Below are 21188 nucleotides of genomic sequence, written 5' to 3' on the forward strand. Positions count from 1 at the left end.
CGAATGTATGCGAGCGAGGGTTGAAAAATTTTAAGGCCCGCCCGAACAAAAAAATCCATACGGACGGACGCCGGCAGCTATCCGTTGCGGTTTTAAAGACACAACACGTTTACGTGCTGTGTCTTTTTATTTCCGTCCATTCGTTTAATGGGAAAAAGTCTTCGGCACCGGGCACGCCGTTTTCCTGACCGGAGAGCATCTGTTCCGTGGAACGGGGACTTTTTTTGCCGGGCGGTTGTTGTTTCAATTCGTTTAGAACCTTGAAGTGCATGGCTATACATTTTGCAAACAAGTGCCTGATAAACCAAGAAAAAAATACTTAAACCTTCTCATTTGCATGAATGTTATAGAATAAGGTTGTGTGACTGGAATCAGGAAATAATGCGCTAATAAGGAAGAAAAATCAAAAACGAACGGAGGATTTACTTGTGAGCAGCGAGATCGTGATCCGGGGAGCCCGGGAAAACAATTTGAGGAACGTGACGCTTCGCATTCCGAAATACAAACTGGTTGTGCTGACGGGACCTTCCGGCTCCGGTAAATCGACGCTGGCCATGGATACGCTCCAGCGCGAGTGCCAAAGGCAGTATATGGAGTCGATGGGCATGACCTCGGACACTATTGCCAAACCGAAGGTAGACGCGATTATCGGGTTATCCCCGTCCATCAGCGTAGGGCAGCATGTCACGAACCGCAATCCGAGATCGACGGTCGGTACGATCACGGATATTCACACGTACCTGCGCGTCATTTACGAGAAACTGGGCGAGCGGCCCTGCCCGGACTGCGGAAAGCGCTTCGTACCGGGGCCTGACGGAGAAGCGGCCGGACAGGGAGACGGGGAAGACGGAGAGGACATGCAGCCGGCCGTGAAGTGTCCGCATTGCGGCGCCGGAATGGAACGTCTTACGCGCCGGTATTTCTCCTACAACACGCCGGAAGGCGCCTGCGGGGAATGCGGCGGGCTCGGTCATACGGTTACCCTGAACACGGATGCCGTTTTTGATGAGGAGAAAAGTTTGCGGAACGGCTGTGTAACGGTCTGGTATGACATGATCGCGAAATACAATCTGTCGATTCTCAAAGCGGCGGGGGAACATTACGGCTTCACCTTCGATGCCGATGTGCCTCTTAAAGATTACGGGGCCGTCCAGCGCGACCTGCTTTACTATGGTGTCGAGAGCGAGGCGTTCTCCGCGCATTTTCCGGACGCAAAGCCGCCCAAATCGGTCGGCGGCGGGAAGTTCGAAGGTGTCGTGACTGGCATCCGGAGACGCTACAAGGAGAAAGGCGGCGAATCGGGCGAGTCGGCGCTGTTCCTTGAAGAGACGTGCGCCGCCTGTTACGGCGCCCGGTTGAAGGAGAGCGTCCGGCAGGTAACGGTCGGCGGCGCTTCCATCTGCGATATTTCCGGCTGGGCGCTCCAGGATGCGCTAGGCTGGCTGCAGCGGCTGAGGGGAGAGCTGCAGCCCGAGGCCAGGGAGATGGTCGGGTCGCTCCTGCACGATCTGACCGTCCGGACGGAGCGGATCGTGGCTGTCGGCCTGGGCTATCTGTCCTTGAGCCGACAAACGGTATCGCTCTCCGGCGGAGAGGCGCAGCGTCTCCGGCTCGCCTCCATCCTCGGCTCGGGACTGACCGGCGTGCTGTACATCCTCGACGAGCCGACGGCCGGACTGCATCCGCGGGATACCGCCGGGTTGATCGGCGTGTTGAAGCAGCTGAGGGACCTCGGCAACACGGTACTCGTCATCGAACACGACGTCGAAATGATGCAGGCCGCGGATCATGTGATCGACATGGGTCCCGGCGCGGGAAGTTTCGGGGGCCGTGTCGTCGGAGAAGGGACGCTCGCGGAGCTTATATACACTCCGGATTCCGTCACGGGAGCGTTCCTGCGAGAGTCTTCCGGCATGACCGCGTCCCGGTCCCGGCAGAGAAGGCCCGGCAACGGCCGGTTTCTGAACGTTCACGATGCCTATGAACGGAATCTGAAGCATATCGACGTCTCCTTTCCTCTAGGCTGCCTGACCGCCGTCACCGGCGTCTCGGGTTCAGGAAAGTCGACCCTGCTTTTCGATCTGGTGGCCGCGGGCGGACGCGACCAGCAGCAGCGCCGCGGCTGCCGGAGCATCACCGGTTTCGACGGCATCGGCGGGATCGTGACGGTCGACCAGTCGCCGATCGGCCGGATGAGCCGGTCTAACGTCGCGACCTACACCGATGTATTCACGGCGATGCGGAGTCTGTATGCCGGCTTGCCCGAAGCGAAGCGGGCGGGGCTTAACGCCAAGCATTTCTCGTTCAACACGCCGGGCGGCCGCTGCGAGCACTGTCAAGGACTCGGTGTTGTGCCGATGGACATGTTCTTCCTGCCCGGTCTTGAAGTCCGTTGTCCGGTCTGCCGGGGGAAGCGGTTCAAGGAAGAAGTGCTGCGGGTCACCTGCAACGGGTACTCCATTTCGGATCTGCTGAACATGACAGTCCAGGAAAGCATGCCTCTGCTGCAGGGCAGAATCAAGATGGACGGGCAAATCGCTCTTCTGACCGAAGTGGGATTAGGTTATCTGCACTGGGGGCAGTCGGTCCGGACCCTGTCGGGAGGAGAAGGGCAGCGGATCCGGCTTGCCAAGGAGTTGGGCGGCAAAACGAAGCAGCACACGCTGTATCTGCTGGATGAGCCGTCGACGGGCCTGCATCCGCGGGATACCCGGCAGCTGCTCGTGCTGCTGAACAAGCTGGTCGACGCGGGAAACACGGTCATCGTCGTGGAGCATAATCTCGACATGATCCGCGAGTGCGATTGGGTCGTCGATCTCGGGCCCGAAGCGGGAGACAAGGGCGGGGAAGTGGTGGCCGCGGGCACGCCGGAGGCGGTCGCGGCAGCCGCAGCTTCCCATACCGGACGCTTCTTGAAAAAAGCGCTGGTCGCGGCCTACTAAAAGAAGCCCCTGGCGGGGCCGGGATTCCAGCCGCGAACAGGGGCTTTTCCGGTGCCGGTTTACTGCGGCCCAGGTGGAAGCAGCACGAGTGGCTGACCGCCTGCAAGTCCCCGTTGGGTCGGCCGACCACCGCACAGCGTCGCAACGCGCGCCTGGATTCGCCGGTTCGTCATGTGTGACCCTACTGCGCCGTGCGCCGTACATCTGCCCTCTGAATCGTGCCCGCTGAGCCTCTAAGGCACAACTAGCCGCTCGGGACGAAAAAACGACTATAACCAAATCCGCCTTAACCGCCGGTCTATTTTTCCATTATAATGGATAGGACTGTGAGCCTTCACGGCTCTTACTACATGAATAAGGGGAATTTGAATGCCGGATACCGGGATTGTTTTGTCTGTAAATCGTTTGACCCACGATCAATTGGCACAAGTGAAAGAACTGGAAAAGCGCTGTAACGAATACGATTCCATTACATTAAAACTGAACTGGGATATGCTCGAGAACCGGAAAGCGGAAGAATACAGCGACTGGCTTTATGTCGAGGACGGGAAAGCAGTCGGTTTTCTGGCGCTGTTTGCTTTTAAAAGCAGCGAAGCGGAAATCAGCGGCATGGTGGACCCGGAGTACCGCCGCCGGGGAATTTTTCGGAAGCTGTTCGAAGCGGCCGCCGAGGAATGCCGGAAACGCGGAATACCCGAACAACTGCTTATTGTGCAGCGGGGGTCGGAGTCGGGACGCTCTTTCGCCGGATATACCGGAGCCGCTTATGAATTTTCCGAGTATTGGATGGAGCTGCCCTCGGGTTATGACCGGGATGTGCTGAGTTCCGTCATTTCCGCCGGTCAAATCCAGCTTCGTCCCGCGGAGCAAGCGGATATGGAAGTAGCGATCCGGCTGGACGTTGCCGGGTTCGGCGTCACGGAATCGGATGCCAGGGGATTCAACGAACAGAAATTGGCCGCGGCCGGAGAAAGCTTCTGGATTGCCGAGCTTGAGGGGACTCCTATCGGGAAAATCAACATTCAGCTGTACGACGGCGGGTTTATTTCCGGATTTTGCGTGCTCCCGGAATACCGCGGGCAAGGTCACGGCAGAGTGATTCTGGGCAAAGCGATTTCCATAGCGGAGTCGAAACAGCTTCAGGGCAAGCTGGCTCTGGAGGTGGCGGCGAACAATGACCGCGCCCTGGGTTTGTACAAATCGGTGGGCTTCGTCGAGCGCAGCGTAAACGATTACTACCGCGTCACCGTGGGATAACCGTTATGTAAAAAGGACATCAGGGCGGCTGCCCTGATGTCCTTTTTTCTTGAAGACGCTTGATTATGTGCGGAACGGGAATCTGAGGACGCAGGACGTATAGGTCGCCTAAGAAGGGGGACGCACCTCGCAGGACGTCCTCTTCATCCGGCAAAAGAAAGGCCGCCGTCTGCAGCCGAACCGGAACCGACGCGGGCGGCGAAGGCAGGGCGAGCGTCAGTAGGCGGTATACGACTGGATGGAGTCCGATCGTTAAGGACGCAGCGCTTTCATGACGTCGTCGACGATTTTCTCGGCGGCGATGACGCCGTTATACAACCAACTGCTTGTTGAAGGAATCTCATAGACGTGACCGTTTTTAACTGCCGGGATGTTTCTCCAGAGGTCTTCTTCCAGGTTTCCGGCCTGGCCTTTATCGTAATTGACGAGAAAAAGATAATCGGCGTCCAGTTCGGCCAGCTTCTCCAGCGAAACGGGAACCCAATTGGCCTTGGAGTCCGGCAAAGAATTCAGCAGGTTCGGTTTGTTCAAGCCCAAATCCCCGTACAAAATCGCTCCGCTTGAAACATTTCCGTTTACGACGTAGAAGGTTTTCTTGGTGAGCCACAGAACCGCTACTTTTTTGTCTCCGAGCGCTTTCCGCAAGCTTTCTTTCGACTCTTTTGCCTTCCGGTCGTAGACATCCAGCGCTTTTTTCGCTTCCTCCTTTTTATTTAACAATTCGGCCATTTTCGTTATTGTTTTTTTATAATCGTCGGCGTCTTCTTTAGAGAGGACAAAGGTCGGCGCTATTTTCGCATACTGCTCGTATTGACTCTCTTGAGCGGCGGCTTCCGGGCGGAGGATGATCAGGTCCGGGTTGAAGCTGAGAACGGTCTCCGGCGGCAAATTCGAAGGAATAGCGGGAATTCCCTCCAACTGTGAGCGCAAATATTCCTGTACGTTTCCGCCTTTCACGGACCATTGGGCCACGGGTTTAATACCGAGGGCAAGCAGAGGGTCTTCCAGGTAGGAGGCAATAATTTTTTTGGGCTCGGCAGGAAGGTTCACTTGATGACCCATCCCGTCCGTGACCGTTTGCCGCGGGGGCTGTGCGCTCTCTTTATTGCCGCAGCCTGCCGTCAAGGCGAATAGAAGCAGGATAAAGATAGCGGGCACACCCGACTTTTTGAGATTAAACACGATAGTATTCCTCCATATATGTAGGTTGTAAGGATAGCTTTTCCAAACAACATTATATTGATAATGATTATCATTGTCAACAAAAGAGGAGACAGGCGTGCTTCGGCAGGATACAAAATCGGCCGGTTTCCTCCGGGTAAAAAAGCCGTTTCTTCGTCCGTTTTTTATTGTCGTGTCCGTGAATGTAAGATATAATCAATTCCGATGGAATTTATTAGGATAAATTACAAATTAAATTCGGGAAAGAGAATGGGAGGATGAGTGCTAGGATGACGATGCAAACGGAAGAGCGGGAAATCATACCGGTTCTTACAACGGGCAATAATCTGGCCGATTACGAAGAGGCGTACGCCAATTTCGACTGGGCGGATGTGGAGAAGGAATTTACGTGGTCCCGCACGGGAAAAGTCAATATCGCTTACGAGGCGCTCGACCGCCATGTGGAGGAAGGCCGGGGGGACAAAACGGCGCTTATTTATACGGACGCGGCACGGAATGAATCGTATACGTTCGCACAAATGAAAACACTTTCAGACAAATTCGGTCATGCTCTGCGGTCTCTCGGCATCGGCAAAGGAGATCGCATTTTCGTGTTTATGCCGCGTTCTCCGGAGCTGTATACGGCTTATATCGGGGCTGTAAAAATCGGGGCGATCGTCGGCCCGCTGTTCGAAGCTTTTATGGAAGCGGCCGTGAAAGACCGGCTTCAGGATTCCGAAGCCGTGGCTATTGTCACGACACCTGCGCTTAAAGACCGCATTCCCGTGTCCGAGCTGCCCGCGCTGAAGCATGTCATCGTGGTCGGCGAGAACAGCGAGCCGGGCGACAGGGAAATTTCCTACGAAGATCTGATGGCAAAAGCGTCCGATCAGCTGGAAATCGAGTGGGTTGGACTGGAAGACGGCATGCAGCTGCATTACACGTCCGGCTCCACCGGCAAACCGAAAGGGGTTCTGCACGTCCATAACGCGATGATCCAGCATCTTCATACCGCCAAAACGGTCCTGGACCTCCAGCCGGACGATATTTACTGGTGCTGCGCCGATCCCGGCTGGGTAACGGGAACCGTCTACGGAATGTGGGCGCCCTGGCTGAACGGGACGACTTCGCTCGTACGCGGCGGCCGCTTCTCGTCGAACGACAGCTACCAGACGATCGAAACCTACAAAGTCACGGTGTGGTACTGGGCTCCGACCGCTTTCCGGCTGCTGATGGCGGCGGGCGACGATCTCCTCAAGCAGTTCGATCTGTCCTCTCTGCGCCATATCCTGTCCGTGGGCGAGCCTCTTAATCCCGAAGTGGTGCGCTGGGGGATGAAAGTATTCGGCAAGCGCATTCACGATACGTGGTGGATGACGGAAACCGGCGCGCAGGTCATCTGCAACTATCCGGCGATGCCGATTAAGCCCGGCTCCATGGGCAAGCCGATCCCGGGCGTGTACGCGGCCATCGTCGACGATCAGGGCAACGAGCTGCCGCCGAACCGGATGGGCAACCTTGCGGTACGGGCTCCATGGCCTTCCATGATGCGCCTCATCTGGAACAATCCCGCGAAATACGACGAGTATTACCGTCTTAAGCCGTGGTATATTTCCGGAGACTCCGCTTACAAGGACGAGGAAGGATACTTCTGGTTCCAGGGCCGCGTCGACGATGTGATCAACACGTCCGGCGAACGTGTCGGGCCTTTCGAAGTCGAGAGCAAGCTGGTGGAACATCCGGCCGTTGCGGAAGCGGGTGTAATCGGCAAGCCGGACCCGGTGCGCGGCGAAATCATTAAAGCGTTTATCGCGCTGCGGGACGGCTACGAGCCTTCCGAGGAATTGATCAAAGAAATTCAGCAGTTTGTCAAAAAAGGGCTCGCGGCCCACGCGGCTCCCCGTGAAATCGAGTTCCGCGACAAGCTCCCGAAGACGCGCTCCGGCAAAATTATGCGCCGAGTTCTGAAGGCCTGGGAACTGGGGCTGCCTACCGGCGACCTGTCTACACTGGAAGATTAATTCATCATCTTCGTTTGCTTGCCGTTTCCGGAGCTTGCGAAGGACCGACTAAGCCCCGGTGCCGTTAGTTAAGCATCGGCCTTTTACGCAGCTCTCTGCACACTGCTGCTTTAAAGCAGCACCCGGATAACCGGCCTCTCGGGAGGCCGGTTATTTTTTGCGGGATTCCGGTGAGCTCGGATGCATTTTACGGACTTTCAGGACATATGTCCTTTTCTGTACTCCTTCGGCTGGGATTTAATAAGAAAGAAGTTCTAAGCGAAGGAGACGGCCGCAATGAAAGGGATTTTATTTGCATTTTTAGGCGGGGCATGCATTACGCTGCAGGGCGTCGCCAACGCGCGCATCAGCCACGATATCGGTACGTGGCAGGCCGCCACGATAACCCAGCTGACGGGTTTTCTGATCGCGCTGGTTATCCTGCTTTTTGTGCGGGACGGCAGCCTGAGAAGTTTCAAAGGGATTAAGCCGCTCTATCTGATCGGAGGCGCACTGGGGGCGGTAATCATTTTCAGCGAGGTCACGGCCATTCAGAAAATCGGGGTTACGTTTACGATTGCCGCGCTGCTGATCGCTCAGCTCAGCCTTACATTTCTCGTCGATATCAACGGATGGTTCGGCGTCGCCAAACAAAAAATGAAGCTGCCGCAGTTCATCGGTATCGGGTTAATGATCGCGGGTGTCGTGATCCTGAAACTGTGATAGGATAAGGTTTCGAGGAAAGGATAAGGAAAAGGCTGGAGGTGGACCGGCAGTGAAAGAAATTCAGGACCGGGAGCAGTTGTCCCGTTATTTGCGGGAACACCGGCTGGAAACGGTTTTTAACGAAGCCTTGAACCCCCATTTGTCTCTGTTCAGCTTCGGGCAGGGAGAGATGATCTGTTCCAGGGGCGAGCCGGCCCGCTATTTGTATGTGCTGGTTAAAGGGAAAATTAAAATTTACACGTCCTCCGCGGAAGGCAAAACGCTGATTCTCTGCTTCAAGACGCCGATTGAAGTGATCGGCGATATTGAATATATACGGGGAAGCGATATCGTGAACACGGTTGAAGCCGTATCGCCGGTTCACATGATCGGAATTCATCACCGCTGGCTCAAAAAGTACGGGAACGACCACGCTCCGCTGCTGAGGTTTTTATTGGAGATTATTACGCAGAAATTTTACATCGACTCGAATTTTTCCAGTTTTAATTTGATGTATCCGGTAGAAGTCCGGCTCGCCAGCTACTTGCTGTCGGTTTTCTGCGAAGAGTCGGATAATCTGGTCCGGGGGCAGCTGAGCACGACCCATCTCATGGATGCGGCCAATTTGATCGGAACGAGCTACAGGCATCTGAACAGGGTGATCCAAAAGTTTTGCAGCGAAGGGCTGCTTCAGCGTACGAGAGGGTTTATTACGATTAAAGACCGGGAAGGTCTGAGCGCGCTGGCCGGTCACAATATTTATGAGTGATAGAGTTTAGCGGGTCTCACCGTGTATCGGAAAGTGTTATTTGGAGAGAAGGGAGCAAAACCATGATACTGGGATTAATGCTGGCGGTTCTGGCCGGTTCGCTGGTCAGCCTGCAGACGGTTTTCAACAGCAAAGTAAACGAACGGACGGGATCTTGGGCAACGACGACCCTGGTGCTCGGAATGGGATTCCTGGCTTCGTTGATCATCAGTCTGCTTGTGGAGGGGAAGCAAACGTTCGCCCTGCAAAACATGCAGCTGTGGTATTGGGCAAGCGGCATGATCGGCGTCGGAGTCGTTATCTGTCTCGTACAGGGAATGAAGCTTCTGGGCCCGACATATGCCATTTCAATCGTGCTGACGGCGCAGCTCAGTTTTGCCCTGCTGTGGGACTCGCTGGGATGGCTGGGACTGGAGAAGGTGCCGTTTACGCTGAACAAGCTGATCGGGGTGCTGGTCATCGTCGCCGGCATCGTATTGTTCAAATTCGGCGGCAGGCAAGGAGCCGAGCCGTCCGCGGCCAAGGCGCCGCAGGGATTGCCGGACTGACGGATGTACGGGAAGTCATAATGAAAAACTCAGGCTCTCTCTGGAGAACCTGAGTTTTTCTGTTGTTTACGCGGCTGCAAGCTGTCGCCTGACATTTAATTGGCGGGGATGAAGAAAGAAACGGCGGTCCCGAGACCGGGAGAGCTTTTGAGCGTCAATCCCCTGCCGTACATGTGCCGCAGCCGGCGGTCAGTGTTCGCCAGTCCGATTCCCCGGCGCTTTTCTCCGGCGTGGACGCCCTGGAGCTTCTCCAGGATTGCCGGGTCCATCCCCATGCCGTTGTCCGTAACACGGACTTCCGTCCCGTTTTCGCGATTTTTCACTTCGATCCGGATAACGCCTCCCGACTTTTTGTCAAGCACGCCGTGGATGAGCGCATTTTCAACCAGCGGCTGAATGGATAGAGGCGGAAGTCTGAGCCCGGGAATGTCATCGATCTCCCATTGGATGCCCAGCCTGTTTCCGTGGCGGACGGTTTCTACAGCGAGATAGGAGCGGACAAGCTCCAGCTCTCTCTGAAGAGGAATAAGCTGCTCCGAGTTTTGAAAGTCGAAGCTGTTTTGCAAGTATGCGGAAAATTCCTCCAGAAGCGACCTCATTTTTGCCGGGTCGATCTCGCTGAGGATGGAGATGGAGTTTATCGTGTTGAAGAAAAAATGCGGCTTGATTTGAGCCTGCAGCCATGCGGCTTCCATACGCAGCCGTTCTTCAACCGACAGTTTGAGGCCGATCAGGGAGCGGACCCGCGCCTTCAGGTCGTAAGCTCCCAGCGGCTTCGTGACATAATCGTTCGCGCCTGCCAGGAAGCCCGCCGTTATATCTTGCGGGCTGCTCCGTGCCGTAAGCAGGAGGACGGGCAGCTCGGCCAGCGTATGCCTGCCGCGGATGCTCCGGGTCAGTTCGTAGCCGGACATGAGCGGCATCATGACGTCGCTGATGACGAGGTCCCAACCGTTTCCGTCCAACAGGGACAGAGCTTCTCTGCCGCTTGCTGCCGTTTCGACGCGGTAGCCTTCGGATGCCAGCAGGTTGCGAAGCACCGTCAGGTTGACGGGATCATCGTCGACGACGAGAATACTCGGCAGCATCTCCGGCCATCCGGTCTGCTCTTGCCGGGCGGTTTGCGCGGCCTGTCCGGCCGGGCTGGCTGCGGACAGTTCTTCTTCGGCGGCCGCTAAGGGAACGGGGGACTGGGGAGCGTGCCCGAAGGGACCGTTCAAGTCCGGTCCGGCGGGATAAGCCGGATAGGCAGCGGCCCGGAACGGCTCCGCGAAAGGCAGCGTAAAAGAAAATACGCTGCCCTGCCCGGGCACGGAGGAAGCTTCGAGCACACCGCCGTGCAGTTCCACCAGGCTTTTGCAGATGCCCAGACCGAGCCCCAACCCTCCACCGGGTGAGGTAATCCCGGAATCGGCCTGCTCGTAGGGCTGAAATAAGCGGACCAACTGCCGCCCGTCGATACCGATTCCCGTGTCCGCAATCCGGATTTCGGCGTGACCGTCCCGGACCCGCGCTTCGATGACAATCGTCCCCTCGTTCGTAAATTTAATAGCGTTGTGAACGAGATTAAACAGGATCTGGGTCAGCCTGTTCTCATCCGCAAAGACGGGCGGAAATGTTTCGGGAATATCCAGCTTCAGTTCCAGGGGCTTGCCGTAGGTCATATAACGCAGCATATCGGCCACGCCGGCCGCGACGGACTGAACTGTCAGCTCCTTCGGCTGCAGGCGGACGCGGTTTTCTTTCAATAACGTGATGTCCAGCAAATCATTAAGCAGCAGAGACATCCGCTGCCCGACCGCCAAGAGCAGTTCCATGTTTTTTCTGCTGTCCTCCGTAAGCCTGTCCTGCTCTGTGTGGAGAACCGTCTGAGCCATATTCAAAATTCCGTGCAGCGGATTCCTCAGTTCGTGGGAGGTGTTAGCGAGGAAGTCATCCTTCCGTTTGTCTTCCTTTTGCAATCTTTCGGCAAGCTCCGCCGTCCTGGCGGAAGTGCGGAAATAACGTTTAAACCAGTAGGCGGCAAGCGCAAACAAAGCGGCAAGCAGGTCAAGCGGATAAAAATCCGGTTCCGGACCGGTTACCGGCTCTATGGCGGCCCAGAACACGTTGGAGACGACCGCCGTAATCCCGAGCAGCAGAAACATGCCGTCCTCCTTCTCCCTTTTTACCGTTCTCAGCATAAGGACAAGAAAGACGAGATCCGTCGACAAGCCGGATAACGTTAAAAACAAAGAAGAGCGGGAAACCATATAAGCGGGCGCGAACAAAATGAACAAGGTGTACAGGACATAAACAAACTGAAGCATTCTAAAAATCCGTTTGCCGGTCTGTTTGAGAAACCACAGTCTTGCGAGTTGAATGAGGCAAAGGGCAATTCCCGTGTAGGCGATCAATATCGTCCTCGTGGCGGTTTCGTAATCCATATTGAGCCAGACGGCCAGGGGTTTGCCGTCGTCCAAAAGTACGGCGACCGCCGCAAAGAGACCCAGCGAAGCGAATGTGAGGACGGATTTGCGCTGCGCGCCGATCAAATAAAGCAGCACCGCATAGGCCGAGTGGATCAGCAGAACGAGGGCGATGGCAAGCTGTGAGCCGATGCCGATCCATACGGTGCGCGTCAGGGCGCCCTCTTCACCGAAACGGACCGAACCCGTAATGCCTCCGGCTTTCATATAGGACGGACTGGCTGCATGAATGATCAGATCCGCTTGGCCGCTGTCCGCCGTAAACGTGACGGAGGCGGGTCGGTAGCCCGGGATGAAGCCCTCGCCTGTCTCCGCCGGCCGGCCGATATAATGGATCGGCTGGCCGTTTACGAACACTCCGGAAGCGGAGCGGATATCGGGCAAGCGGATGCTGAATGTCAGCTTCGTATCACGGGGTAGAGACACACGCAGCCGGTAACTGCCGAAGCGGTAGCCGTCTTTCGCTTCCGCGGCAAAGGCCTGCTCCCAGGAACCGGGAACCTGCAAAACCTGCATCCTCGCCGGCGCCGCCGGACCGCTTTCGAAAGGAATCAGTTGATTGGGATAAAATTCCCATTCGCCGTCAAGCGTTACCAGCGGATTTTCGGCAAAATCCCAGTTCTGCAAATTGAGCGATCCTTTAACGGCCGGAGGATGAGCGGGAATAGAGGTCATTTGGGACCAGGTCAGACGCAGTCCGCCGAGCGACAGGAAAAAAAGAAACACCCAGATAAACACTCTGAATTTGTAGGTTTTCATTCAGTTGCATTTCTACAAATTTCCTTAAAATCCTTTCTCATTTCAAGATGCGTTTTCGGTAAATGATTCTTTTGGCCCTATAAAAATAGTTAGGAAGACTCCTTTCATTTCTGATATGGTAGAGAAGAGGGGGCGAAGTCCTTTATTATATGGATCAAAAGCCTATCTATCCCAACATGAGGTAAGTCCGATAAGGTACATAAGTTCGAATGAAAGAATAGAGTCTGATTCGGAGGGACTGAGGATGTTAAAAGCGATAATTCTGGAAGATGAGCCTCTTGCCGCTTTGCAGATGAACCGCATGCTGGAAGAAATCCCGGGGATTGAGGTAGCGGGTTCCTATTCGGACCCCGAAGAAGCGATAGCCCAGGCCGAAGGGCTGCAGCCGGATATAGCGTTTCTCGATATACATCTGCCCGGTAAATCCGGGATACAAGCGGCCGAGCTTCTGCAGGAGGTTTGTCCGGAATTGGACATCGTATTCGTTACGGCCTACGATAAATACGCGGTTCAGGCGTTTGACTTGAACGCTGTCGATTATTTGATGAAGCCGCTGCGCAAGGAACGGCTCTTAAAAACCGTCCGCCGTCTTACGGATAACGCGCGGATCTTACGCAGCAACCGTGCGGACGATTCGTCCCGCCCCATGCGGATTCGTCTGCTGCAGACGATACAATTCGAACGCCGGAACGGTACCGTAGAGAGGCTGAAATGGCGCACGGCCAAAGCGCAGGAGCTCTTCGCCTACTTGCTTCACCACCGTGGACAGCTTATTCGTAAAAGCGACCTGCTTGAGATGTTCTGGCCGGATTTGGAGGCCAAGAAAGCGGCCGCTCATCTGTATACCACGATCTATCATATCCGGCAGGCGTTAAAACATACGGGAACGGATATCGGAATCCGGAGTATGAACCTAAAAGAGGGTTACATGCTGGATGCCGGAGACATCCGGATCGACTCGGAGGAATGGGAGCGGGATCTGAGCCGGCTGGAAGCCGTTCATACCGGCAATGCGGCGGAGCATCGCAAGATACTGGATCTGTATCCCGGAGACTTTATGGCGGATTGCGATTATCTCTGGGCGGAGAATGAGCGGCAGCGGCTGCGCATTTTGTGGATCGAACATGCAAGGAAGCTGGGAGAATTTTATGCCGGTCATGGCGAGGTTAATAAAGCGGTCATGGTTTACAGCCGGATGCAGGAGAAATACCCGCACTTCGAAGGCAGCTATTTCCCGCTGATGAAGCTGTATGCTTCTCTCAGGGACCGCAAGGCCGTAGAAGAGCAATTCGAACGGCTGGGCGCGCTGCTCAAAGAAATGGACGTGCTTCCCGAGGGTTCCGTTCAAAGGTGGATGGAAGAGTGGAGGGAAGGCGCCGCAAGTGTGCTTTGAACAGGAGGCCGTCTTTTTTTCGGCAAGACGCTTATCAGGAACCAACCGGGCTGAGTATACAGGCCGGTTTTTTTGTGCCGCCCCGTTGTTCAGATTTTGTCGAGATGGGCGCGCTACAATACAAAGTGTGCCTTTTTGCGGCATAAACCGATCGGGAGAAAGGAGAGAAGCAGGAGATCAGACCCTGATGATGCCGGACGGCAAAACAATCACCGTTGAAGTCTCTGTCCACTTTGTATTCACTTGTCCGAAGAGATGAGGAGCCGGACGTCTTCAGCGTCTCGGAGTCTTCTTCCTGCACGGTGCAGGTGATCGATCCTCTTGCAAGTTAACTACAAACATAAGGTGATATTGACTTCAGCAAATAAATGAGGGATTGGAGGCGTGAAACGTTCATGCTGAAGCAAAAAATTAGCGCTGCCCTAGTTGCGCTGCTGGTCTTCGTCCAGGTTTTTAACGGATTCGGCCAGTGGAGCGCGGCGAATGCGGCCGATATTAACGGATCTATTTTGGACAGCGTAACCTTGGCGGTGTACGACAAGGCCGGTAACGTCGTGACTGACAATGTTTACGAGCAGGGCTCCAAAGTGCAGGTGGATTATCATTGGTCTCTGCCTGACGGGCACGGTTACAAGGACGGGGATACGTTCCGTTTCACCCTGCCTGCGGAGTTTCTTCTTTTCAACAACATAAGCGGACCTCTTCTCATTGAAACCGACGATGTGGGTTCGTTTACGGTCAACAAGGATACCCGTCAAATAGTGATGACCTTCAACTCCTACATAGAGACACACGATGACGTACGCGGGATTTTAACGATCCAAACCCAGTTTGACACACAGAAGATAACCGGCTCGACCCTTCAGAAAATTAAAATTCCGATTAAAGGCGGAGAGCAGGTCATTTCGCTCCAGTTTAAACCTAACGTTGCCTCGACAATCGGAAAAAGCGGTGTTCCCCAGGGATACAACGCTAAAAACATCGATTGGACCGTGGACGTTAACAAAGAATTAAAATCCGTCGAAAATGCGGTGATGACTGATCCGCTTCCGGCGGGACTTTCCGTTCCGGTTACAGCCGCGGTTTATAACCTGGACGTAAATTTGGACGGAACGGTCGTTCAGGGAGCGCTTGTCGATCCCGGCAAGTATACCTTGGACACATCGGGCGGCACGGTAAAGGTGAGTTTTGCCGACAGCCCTATCACGACCGCGTACCGCGTTCAATTTACTACGCCCGTAACGGACGGCTCGCCGGCGACATTCAACAACACGGCCACGTTTAAGGGCGGCAATCAGAGTGCGGTCAGCGCGAGCGCGACCGTAACCGTGCAGCGCGGAAGCGCGCTCAGCAAGAGTTCCGTAAGCTACGACTCGGCCACTCAAACGATCGGCTGGGCCATCAAGTATAACTACAACGAGAGAGCGATAACCCAAGCGAACGCCGTTCTGACCGATTTGTTCGACGATGTCCATGAACTGGTAGCGAACTCGGTCAAAGTGTACCCGGTTGCGCTGGATAACGCCGGCAACGAAACGGTCGGCGGCGAAATTCCGGCCGGCGATTATACGGTGACATCCGCCTCCGCTGCCGGTAAGAACGGATTTAAGCTGCAATTCAATCAGCCGGTAACAGGCGCCTATAAAATTACTTATGAGACCAAAACCGCCGACCGCGTGATTGCAGACGGAACCGTTAACAACAAAGTGACGTCCGGAAGCGGCGACAGTGCGACAGGGAACCGTCCCGTCAAGCAGGTCGTACTGGTCAAAACCATGGATGGCGCTAACTATCAGGACAAAACGGCTGCATGGACCTTGACGATAAACGGCGATAAACAGCCCATGAGCGAAGTCGTCATTACGGATGCGTTCCCGAATAAGGGAATGAAGATCGTACCCGGCACGTTTAAAGTCAAGCAGGGAAGCGCGGTTTTGAACAGCCCTGCCGACTACACGCTGGACGGTACGGTAACGGAAGATTCCGGATTTAAGCTGACCTTCGCGGGTCCTCTTTCGGAGACCGTCACGATCAGCTACAAAACGGAGTACAATTTCGATTGGATTACGCCTCCGGGCAGCACGAAGAACTTTGTGAACAATGCGGACATCACGTGGAAGGACAGCACATCCGCAGCGCAAACAAAGTCCGTATCGGCTGTTTTCACCCCGCGCAGCGAGGCTAAAAACAACGGATTCAAAAACGGTACGTACAATGCTTCGAAGAAGGAGTTAAGCTGGACAATCGGCGTCAACTACAACGGAAAGCCTCTCACAAGCCCGAGTGTCGAAGACCTCCTGGAATCGAAGCAGACCCTGGTCTCCGGCTCGCTTGCTCTGTATACGATGAATATTGCAGCGAACGGAAATCCTTCCATGGGTACGATCATCGACAGCTCCGAGTACAGCTACTCGGTTGACAGTGCGAATAAGCTGGCGGTGACGCTTCTTAAGCCATCCTCCGCTCCGTTCTATATCGTCTATAAAACGAGTCTGGACGGGGAGCTTATCGACAGTACGGTCAGCAATACGGCGGAATTGTTCGACGCTGCCGCTCCCGTATCGGAGAAATTGACCGCCAAGGTGACGATTCCGAAAGGCGGCGAGTACGTCAACAAAGCCGGTTCCCAGAACGGGGACAAGATCAACTGGATCATCAACATCAACCGGGGACAATCAACGGTAGCGGACGCGAAAATCGTAGATACGCCTACGGAGAACCAACTGCTGCTGCCTGAATCTTTCAAGCTGTACACGACGACTGTAGCCGCTAACGGAGACGTTGTCAAAAGCACTCAGGCTGTCAAAGGGAATGATTACAATCTTACGATATTGACGGACGACGAAGGCAAGCAGACGTTCGAGCTAAGCTTCCTCCACGAAATTACAGCGCCATACGTTCTGGAGTATCAGTCCTTAATCGTTGCGAACGATCGGGATACGGTTTCCAACAAAGTCAGCTTTAGCGGAAATAACGTAAGCGTGGTATCGAAGGAAACCACCGACAGCATCATCGTCGGAGTATCCAGCGGTTCCGGCACGGGCAGCGGGATCAGAGGTTCCCTTACCGTCAAAAAGACGGATGCGGCCGACTCTTCGCACTTGCTTCAGGGTGCCGTGTTCGAACTGTACCGCAAATCCGGAAACTCGCGTTCCCTGATTGATAGCGGAACAACGGATTCGACAGGCACTTTGATCTTTAAAAAGCTGCTGGCCGGCGATTATATCATCAAAGAAAAATCGGCGCCGTCCGGTTATGTGCTTGACAACACGGACCGTCCCGTTACGATTAATTCCACAGCGGGCTTCACGCTGAATGTGACGAATGCGAAGGTGTCCGTTCCGACACCGACACCGCCGGTGACACCAACACCGACACCGCCGGTGACGCCAACACCGACACCGCCGGTAACGCCAACACCGACACCGCCGGTGACACCGACACCGACACCGTCGGTGACACCAACACCGACACCGTCGGTGACGCCAACACCGACACCGTCGTCGTCCCCGTCCGATAATACATCGGAGACGCCAACGCCGACACCGTCGGTGACACCAACGCCGACACCGTCGGTGACACCGACGCCGACACCATCGGTGACGCCTGCGCCGACACCGTCGGAGACACCTGCGCCGACACCGTCGGAGACGCCGGCACCGGCACCGTCGGAGACGCCAACTCCGGCGCCAACGTCCTCTCCGGTGGAAGGTAAAGTCACAACGGACAAAGATACGCCTATCGTAGGAAAAGTCGATGTACCGGAAGGGCAGAAGCCGTCGATCGGCAAGCACCCGGAACACGGCAAAGTGACGATAGACGAAAACGGCCGTTGGACGTATACCCCCGATGCGGGCTATACAGGCAAGGACCGCTTTACCGTAGCAGTCAAGGACAGCCAAGGCAACGAGACGATCCTTGCGCTTCTGGATATCACGGTGCAGACAAAGCCGGTTCCCGGCCAAGGAAAACCACCGGCCGCCGTACTTCCTCAAACGGGTGAAACCGGCCGTTGGAGTGTACAAGCCGCAGGTATCGTTTTAATTGTGCTCGGACTGCTTTGGAGAAGAAAATTAGCCCTAAAAAAATAAAAGGCGGCTATTGAAGGATGGATACCCTTTAAGTAGACTTTGTTTAGAGACTAAACGGGTTTGCTTAGAGGGTTTTTCTACGGGGAAAGAAGCGGGACCAAAATTGAAGTCAAAGAGGGGCGTTCAGATGACAAAACGGATACTCCCCCTGCTGTGCGTGATCCTTGGCATCGCTGTTTTTCTGTATCCGACTCTGCGGGACCGATACGAAAATATACAGCAGAGCAGGCTGCTGGAGCAGTGGCAGGCCAATTTAAGGATTATCGACCAATCGGAACCGGAAAACGAAACAGACGCTCCTTCTGCCGGACAAGCTCCAAACGCGTCGGAAGATCCGATTTCACTTGCGGCGGGCGGTAAACACGTGGAAGGGGTTCTGGTGATCGACAAAATCCAGTTGAAGCTCCCGGTTCTGACAGACGCCACTACAGAAAACTTGAAGATTTCTCTCGCAAGCATTTCCAATACGGGGAAGCCGGGGCAAGTCGGAAACTATGCCATTGCCGGTCACCGGAACTTCGCTTACGGGAAAAACTTTAACCGGCTGGATGAAGTCGCCGTCGGCGATACGATTGAAGTGGACACGTCCTCCGGTAAGTTCATTTACCAAGTCAAAGAGAAGCGGTACGTACTGCCGCATCAGGTGGAGGTCCTTCAAGGCAACGGCAAGGATAGTGAAATTACACTCATAACTTGCCACCCGATGAAAAATCCGACCCACCGGATGATCGTCAAGGGGGCACTGATCGAGTCACGGGCTGTGTAGAAACCTTTACGTACTGGGGGGCGGAAACCCGATCCCGAATAAACGCTTCCGGGGACGTTTTGCGAGCTCTCTACCGGCTGGATCGGAACCCGATTTATAGAGCGAAAAGCAACTGAACCGGGCGGCTTTCTAAACTTTCCCGCCAGACTTGCCGGAACAGACCGGCCCCGATCGTCTGAAATGAGTAAGGAGCTCGGCGCCTTACCGAATCCGGGCACAAAGAAACCCGTCAGCCTCTGCGCTGACGGGTTTCTTTTATTTTTTGAGCAATAAATAGATGAAATAAGGAGCGCCGATCAAGGCGACCATAATCCCCGCCGCGATGCCGTCGGGTTCGATAATATTACGGCCGATCGTATCGGCAGCGAGAAGCATCCAGCCTCCGAGCAGGATGGCGAGCGGGAGAAACATCTGGTTTCTCGGGCCTACGAGCGATTTTGCAATATGAGGCGCCATAAGACCGATAAAGGAGATGCCGCCCGTTACGGAAACAACGGAGGCCGCCAGTGCGATGGCAGCAAGCAGCAAGGCGGCCCGCTCCTTTTCGACCGCGACGCCGACGCCGACCGCCACGCTTTCGCTCATGCCGAGCAGGTTCAGGCGGTTGGCTTTGTACAGGACGAACGGGATGAGGAGAACCAGCCAAGGGAGAATGGCCCCGATGAATGGCCAGTCCGCTCCCCAGATGCTTCCGGCCAGCCATTTCGCGATAAAATCGACCTTGACCCGTTCCGCGGACGAGATGATCACAATCATGACGCCGGACAGGGCCATGGAGAATCCTACGCCGATCAGCACGAGCCTTACGGGCTGCAGGCCGGTTTTGCGGCTGTGCGACAGCAGGTAGATCAGGCAGGCGGTGATCAGAGCGCCCAGGAAAGCGACGACAGGCAGCAGATAGACGAAAGATCCGGGATCGATCGGAACGAATAAAAAGAAAACGGCAATGGCGACGCCGGCGCCGGAATTAATCCCGATAATACCCGGATCGGCCAGGTCGTTGCGGGTAATGCCCTGGAGAACCGCTCCGGACAGGGCAAGTCCCATTCCCGCCAGAAGGGTAATGATAATCCGCGGCAGCCGTATGGAGAACAACACAAAATTTTCTTTGAAAGAGCCTTGCCCAAGCAGGGTGGGAAGCAGCCGGTCATACGACAAAGAAGAATACCCCAGGCCCATTCCGATCAAAATGGTTAACGCAATAAGCACGATAGTGACTGCGACCAGAAGCCGCTGTTTTCGGATTAGAGAAGGATGAATCATGACAGGGTTCTCCCTCCTTTGCGTTCAATGAGCAGGAAGAAAGGCAGGCCAATCATAGCTACGATCGCGGCCGCAGGCGTTTCGTAAGGGGCATGGATGGTCCGCGCAAGCGTGTCGGCGAAGAGCATGAAAGACGCGCCGCATACGGCCGACATGGGTAAGATGAGCCGGTAGTCGGTTCCGACGACGGCACGGACGATATGGGGGACCAGCAGGCCGATAAACGCCATATTTCCGACGAGAGCGACGGAAGCGCCGGCGAGCAGAACGACGACCACAAAAAGGACCGCTTTCACCCGGAGCGTCTTCTGGCCCAGCCCTACGGCAACCTCCTCGCTCAAGCTGAGAATGGTGAGCTGCTTCGACAGAACAAGTGCGACAAGTATCCCTGCCGCGATAAAAGGGGCGATGGCCTGAAGCTGGCCCCAGGTCGTACCGACCAGACCGCCTGCGGTCCACATGGACACATCTTTCGAGATTTTGAAAACAAGCCCGATTCCTTCGGAAACGGCGTACAGGAAGGCGGATACGGAGGCGCCCGCCAGTACGATTCTGAGCGGAGAGAATCCGCCTTTTTTGAGCATCCCGATGCCGAAAACGAGTCCGGCCCCGATGACGGATCCGGCGAAGCAAGCCGCCATGATGCCGAAGTAGCCCACCGCTGGGACGAACGCGATCGTGAAGGCGAGCGCGGCGTTCGCGCCGGCGGTTAAGCCGAGCAGGCCCGGGTCGGCCAGCGGGTTGCGGGTCATGCCCTGCATGACCGCGCCGGATACGGCCAGTGCCGCGCCAACGAATATGGCGGCAACCTCGCGGGGAAGCCGGATTTCCCGGAGCAGGGTGATCTGCCCGTCCGTTGAGGAAGAGGTGAGAGCAAGCCAGACATCCTTTACGGTGACGTCGGCCGCGCCGAAAAGCATAGCCGCCATAAACAGGCCGGCAAATACGAAGATACCTGCCGCAAGCTTGTATGAAAAAGGTAGGATACGCGGGTTTTGTTTGTTCATCCGTCTCATCTTTTCTGTACTGGAATGGAAGAAGGAATTCTTTCGAGAAAGAATCCCTT

13 protein-coding genes are annotated in these 21188 nt (G+C 55.3%); 9 read left to right on the forward strand and 4 right to left on the reverse strand.

Going from position 1 to position 21188, the window contains the following annotated elements:
* Nucleotides 1-428 precede the first annotated feature (428 nt).
* Nucleotides 429-2942, forward strand: coding sequence for an excinuclease ABC subunit UvrA (uvrA, locus tag ACI48J_RS11495; protein ID WP_405082836.1), 2514 nt, complete (start codon nt 429-431; stop codon nt 2940-2942).
* Nucleotides 2943-3311: 369 nt separating this feature from the next.
* On the forward strand, nt 3312-4199 hold the full coding sequence (locus ACI48J_RS11500) for a GNAT family N-acetyltransferase (RefSeq protein WP_405082837.1): 888 nt from the start codon (nt 3312-3314) through the stop codon (nt 4197-4199).
* A gap of 252 nt (nt 4200-4451) precedes the next feature.
* Here the strand turns inward: ACI48J_RS11500 and ACI48J_RS11505 are convergent, their stop codons facing one another.
* Nucleotides 4452-5381 (reverse strand): ABC transporter substrate-binding protein, encoded by a 930-nt coding sequence (locus tag ACI48J_RS11505; protein WP_405082838.1) that lies wholly within the window; start codon nt 5379-5381, stop codon nt 4452-4454.
* A gap of 269 nt (nt 5382-5650) precedes the next feature.
* Here ACI48J_RS11505 and acsA point away from each other — a divergent pair, with 269 nt between their 5' ends.
* From acsA to ACI48J_RS11525, 4 genes are all read left to right on the forward strand, one after another.
* On the forward strand, nt 5651-7381 hold the full coding sequence (acsA, locus tag ACI48J_RS11510; protein ID WP_405082839.1) for an acetate--CoA ligase: 1731 nt from the start codon (nt 5651-5653) through the stop codon (nt 7379-7381).
* 276 nt (nt 7382-7657) lie between these two features.
* Nucleotides 7658-8083, forward strand: coding sequence for a DMT family transporter (locus tag ACI48J_RS11515; RefSeq protein WP_042227065.1), 426 nt, complete (start codon nt 7658-7660; stop codon nt 8081-8083).
* Between the two features lie 52 nt (nt 8084-8135).
* The gene (locus ACI48J_RS11520) at nt 8136-8834 is read left to right on the forward strand and encodes a cyclic nucleotide-binding domain-containing protein (RefSeq protein ID WP_326053696.1); all 699 of its coding nucleotides are present in this window, start codon (nt 8136-8138) and stop codon (nt 8832-8834) included.
* A gap of 62 nt (nt 8835-8896) precedes the next feature.
* Nucleotides 8897-9382 (forward strand): DMT family transporter, encoded by a 486-nt coding sequence (locus ACI48J_RS11525; protein ID WP_326053693.1) that lies wholly within the window; start codon nt 8897-8899, stop codon nt 9380-9382.
* Nucleotides 9383-9477: 95 nt separating this feature from the next.
* Here the strand turns inward: ACI48J_RS11525 and ACI48J_RS11530 are convergent, their stop codons facing one another.
* Entirely contained in the window at nt 9478-12609 is a 3132-nt protein-coding gene (locus ACI48J_RS11530) for an ATP-binding protein (protein ID WP_405082840.1), read from the reverse strand.
* Nucleotides 12610-12853: 244 nt separating this feature from the next.
* Here ACI48J_RS11530 and ACI48J_RS11535 point away from each other — a divergent pair, with 244 nt between their 5' ends.
* The 3 genes from ACI48J_RS11535 (at nt 12854) to ACI48J_RS11545 (ending at nt 18859) form a co-directional block, all read left to right on the forward strand.
* The gene (locus ACI48J_RS11535; RefSeq protein WP_405082841.1) at nt 12854-14002 is read left to right on the forward strand and encodes a response regulator; all 1149 of its coding nucleotides are present in this window, start codon (nt 12854-12856) and stop codon (nt 14000-14002) included.
* Between the two features lie 395 nt (nt 14003-14397).
* Nucleotides 14398-18093, forward strand: coding sequence for a collagen binding domain-containing protein (locus ACI48J_RS11540; protein ID WP_405082842.1), 3696 nt, complete (start codon nt 14398-14400; stop codon nt 18091-18093).
* Nucleotides 18094-18220: 127 nt separating this feature from the next.
* Complete coding sequence (locus tag ACI48J_RS11545) at nt 18221-18859, forward strand: class D sortase (protein ID WP_405082843.1); 639 nt, start codon at nt 18221-18223, stop codon at nt 18857-18859.
* 255 nt (nt 18860-19114) lie between these two features.
* Here the strand turns inward: ACI48J_RS11545 and ACI48J_RS11550 are convergent, their stop codons facing one another.
* Nucleotides 19115-20122: a FecCD family ABC transporter permease gene (locus ACI48J_RS11550; protein WP_405082844.1), complete on the reverse strand. Its 1008-nt coding sequence runs from the start codon at nt 20120-20122 to the stop codon at nt 19115-19117.
* Nucleotides 20119-21129, reverse strand: a complete 1011-nt coding sequence (locus tag ACI48J_RS11555) for an iron ABC transporter permease (protein WP_326053684.1) — start codon at nt 21127-21129, stop codon at nt 20119-20121. The genes ACI48J_RS11550 and ACI48J_RS11555 overlap by 4 nt, the downstream gene beginning before the upstream one ends.
* Nucleotides 21130-21188: the final 59 nt, after the last annotated feature.

The organism is Paenibacillus chitinolyticus, assembly GCF_045038035.1.
Lineage (GTDB): Bacteria > Bacillota > Bacilli > Paenibacillales > NBRC-103111 > Paenibacillus_F > Paenibacillus_F chitinolyticus_A.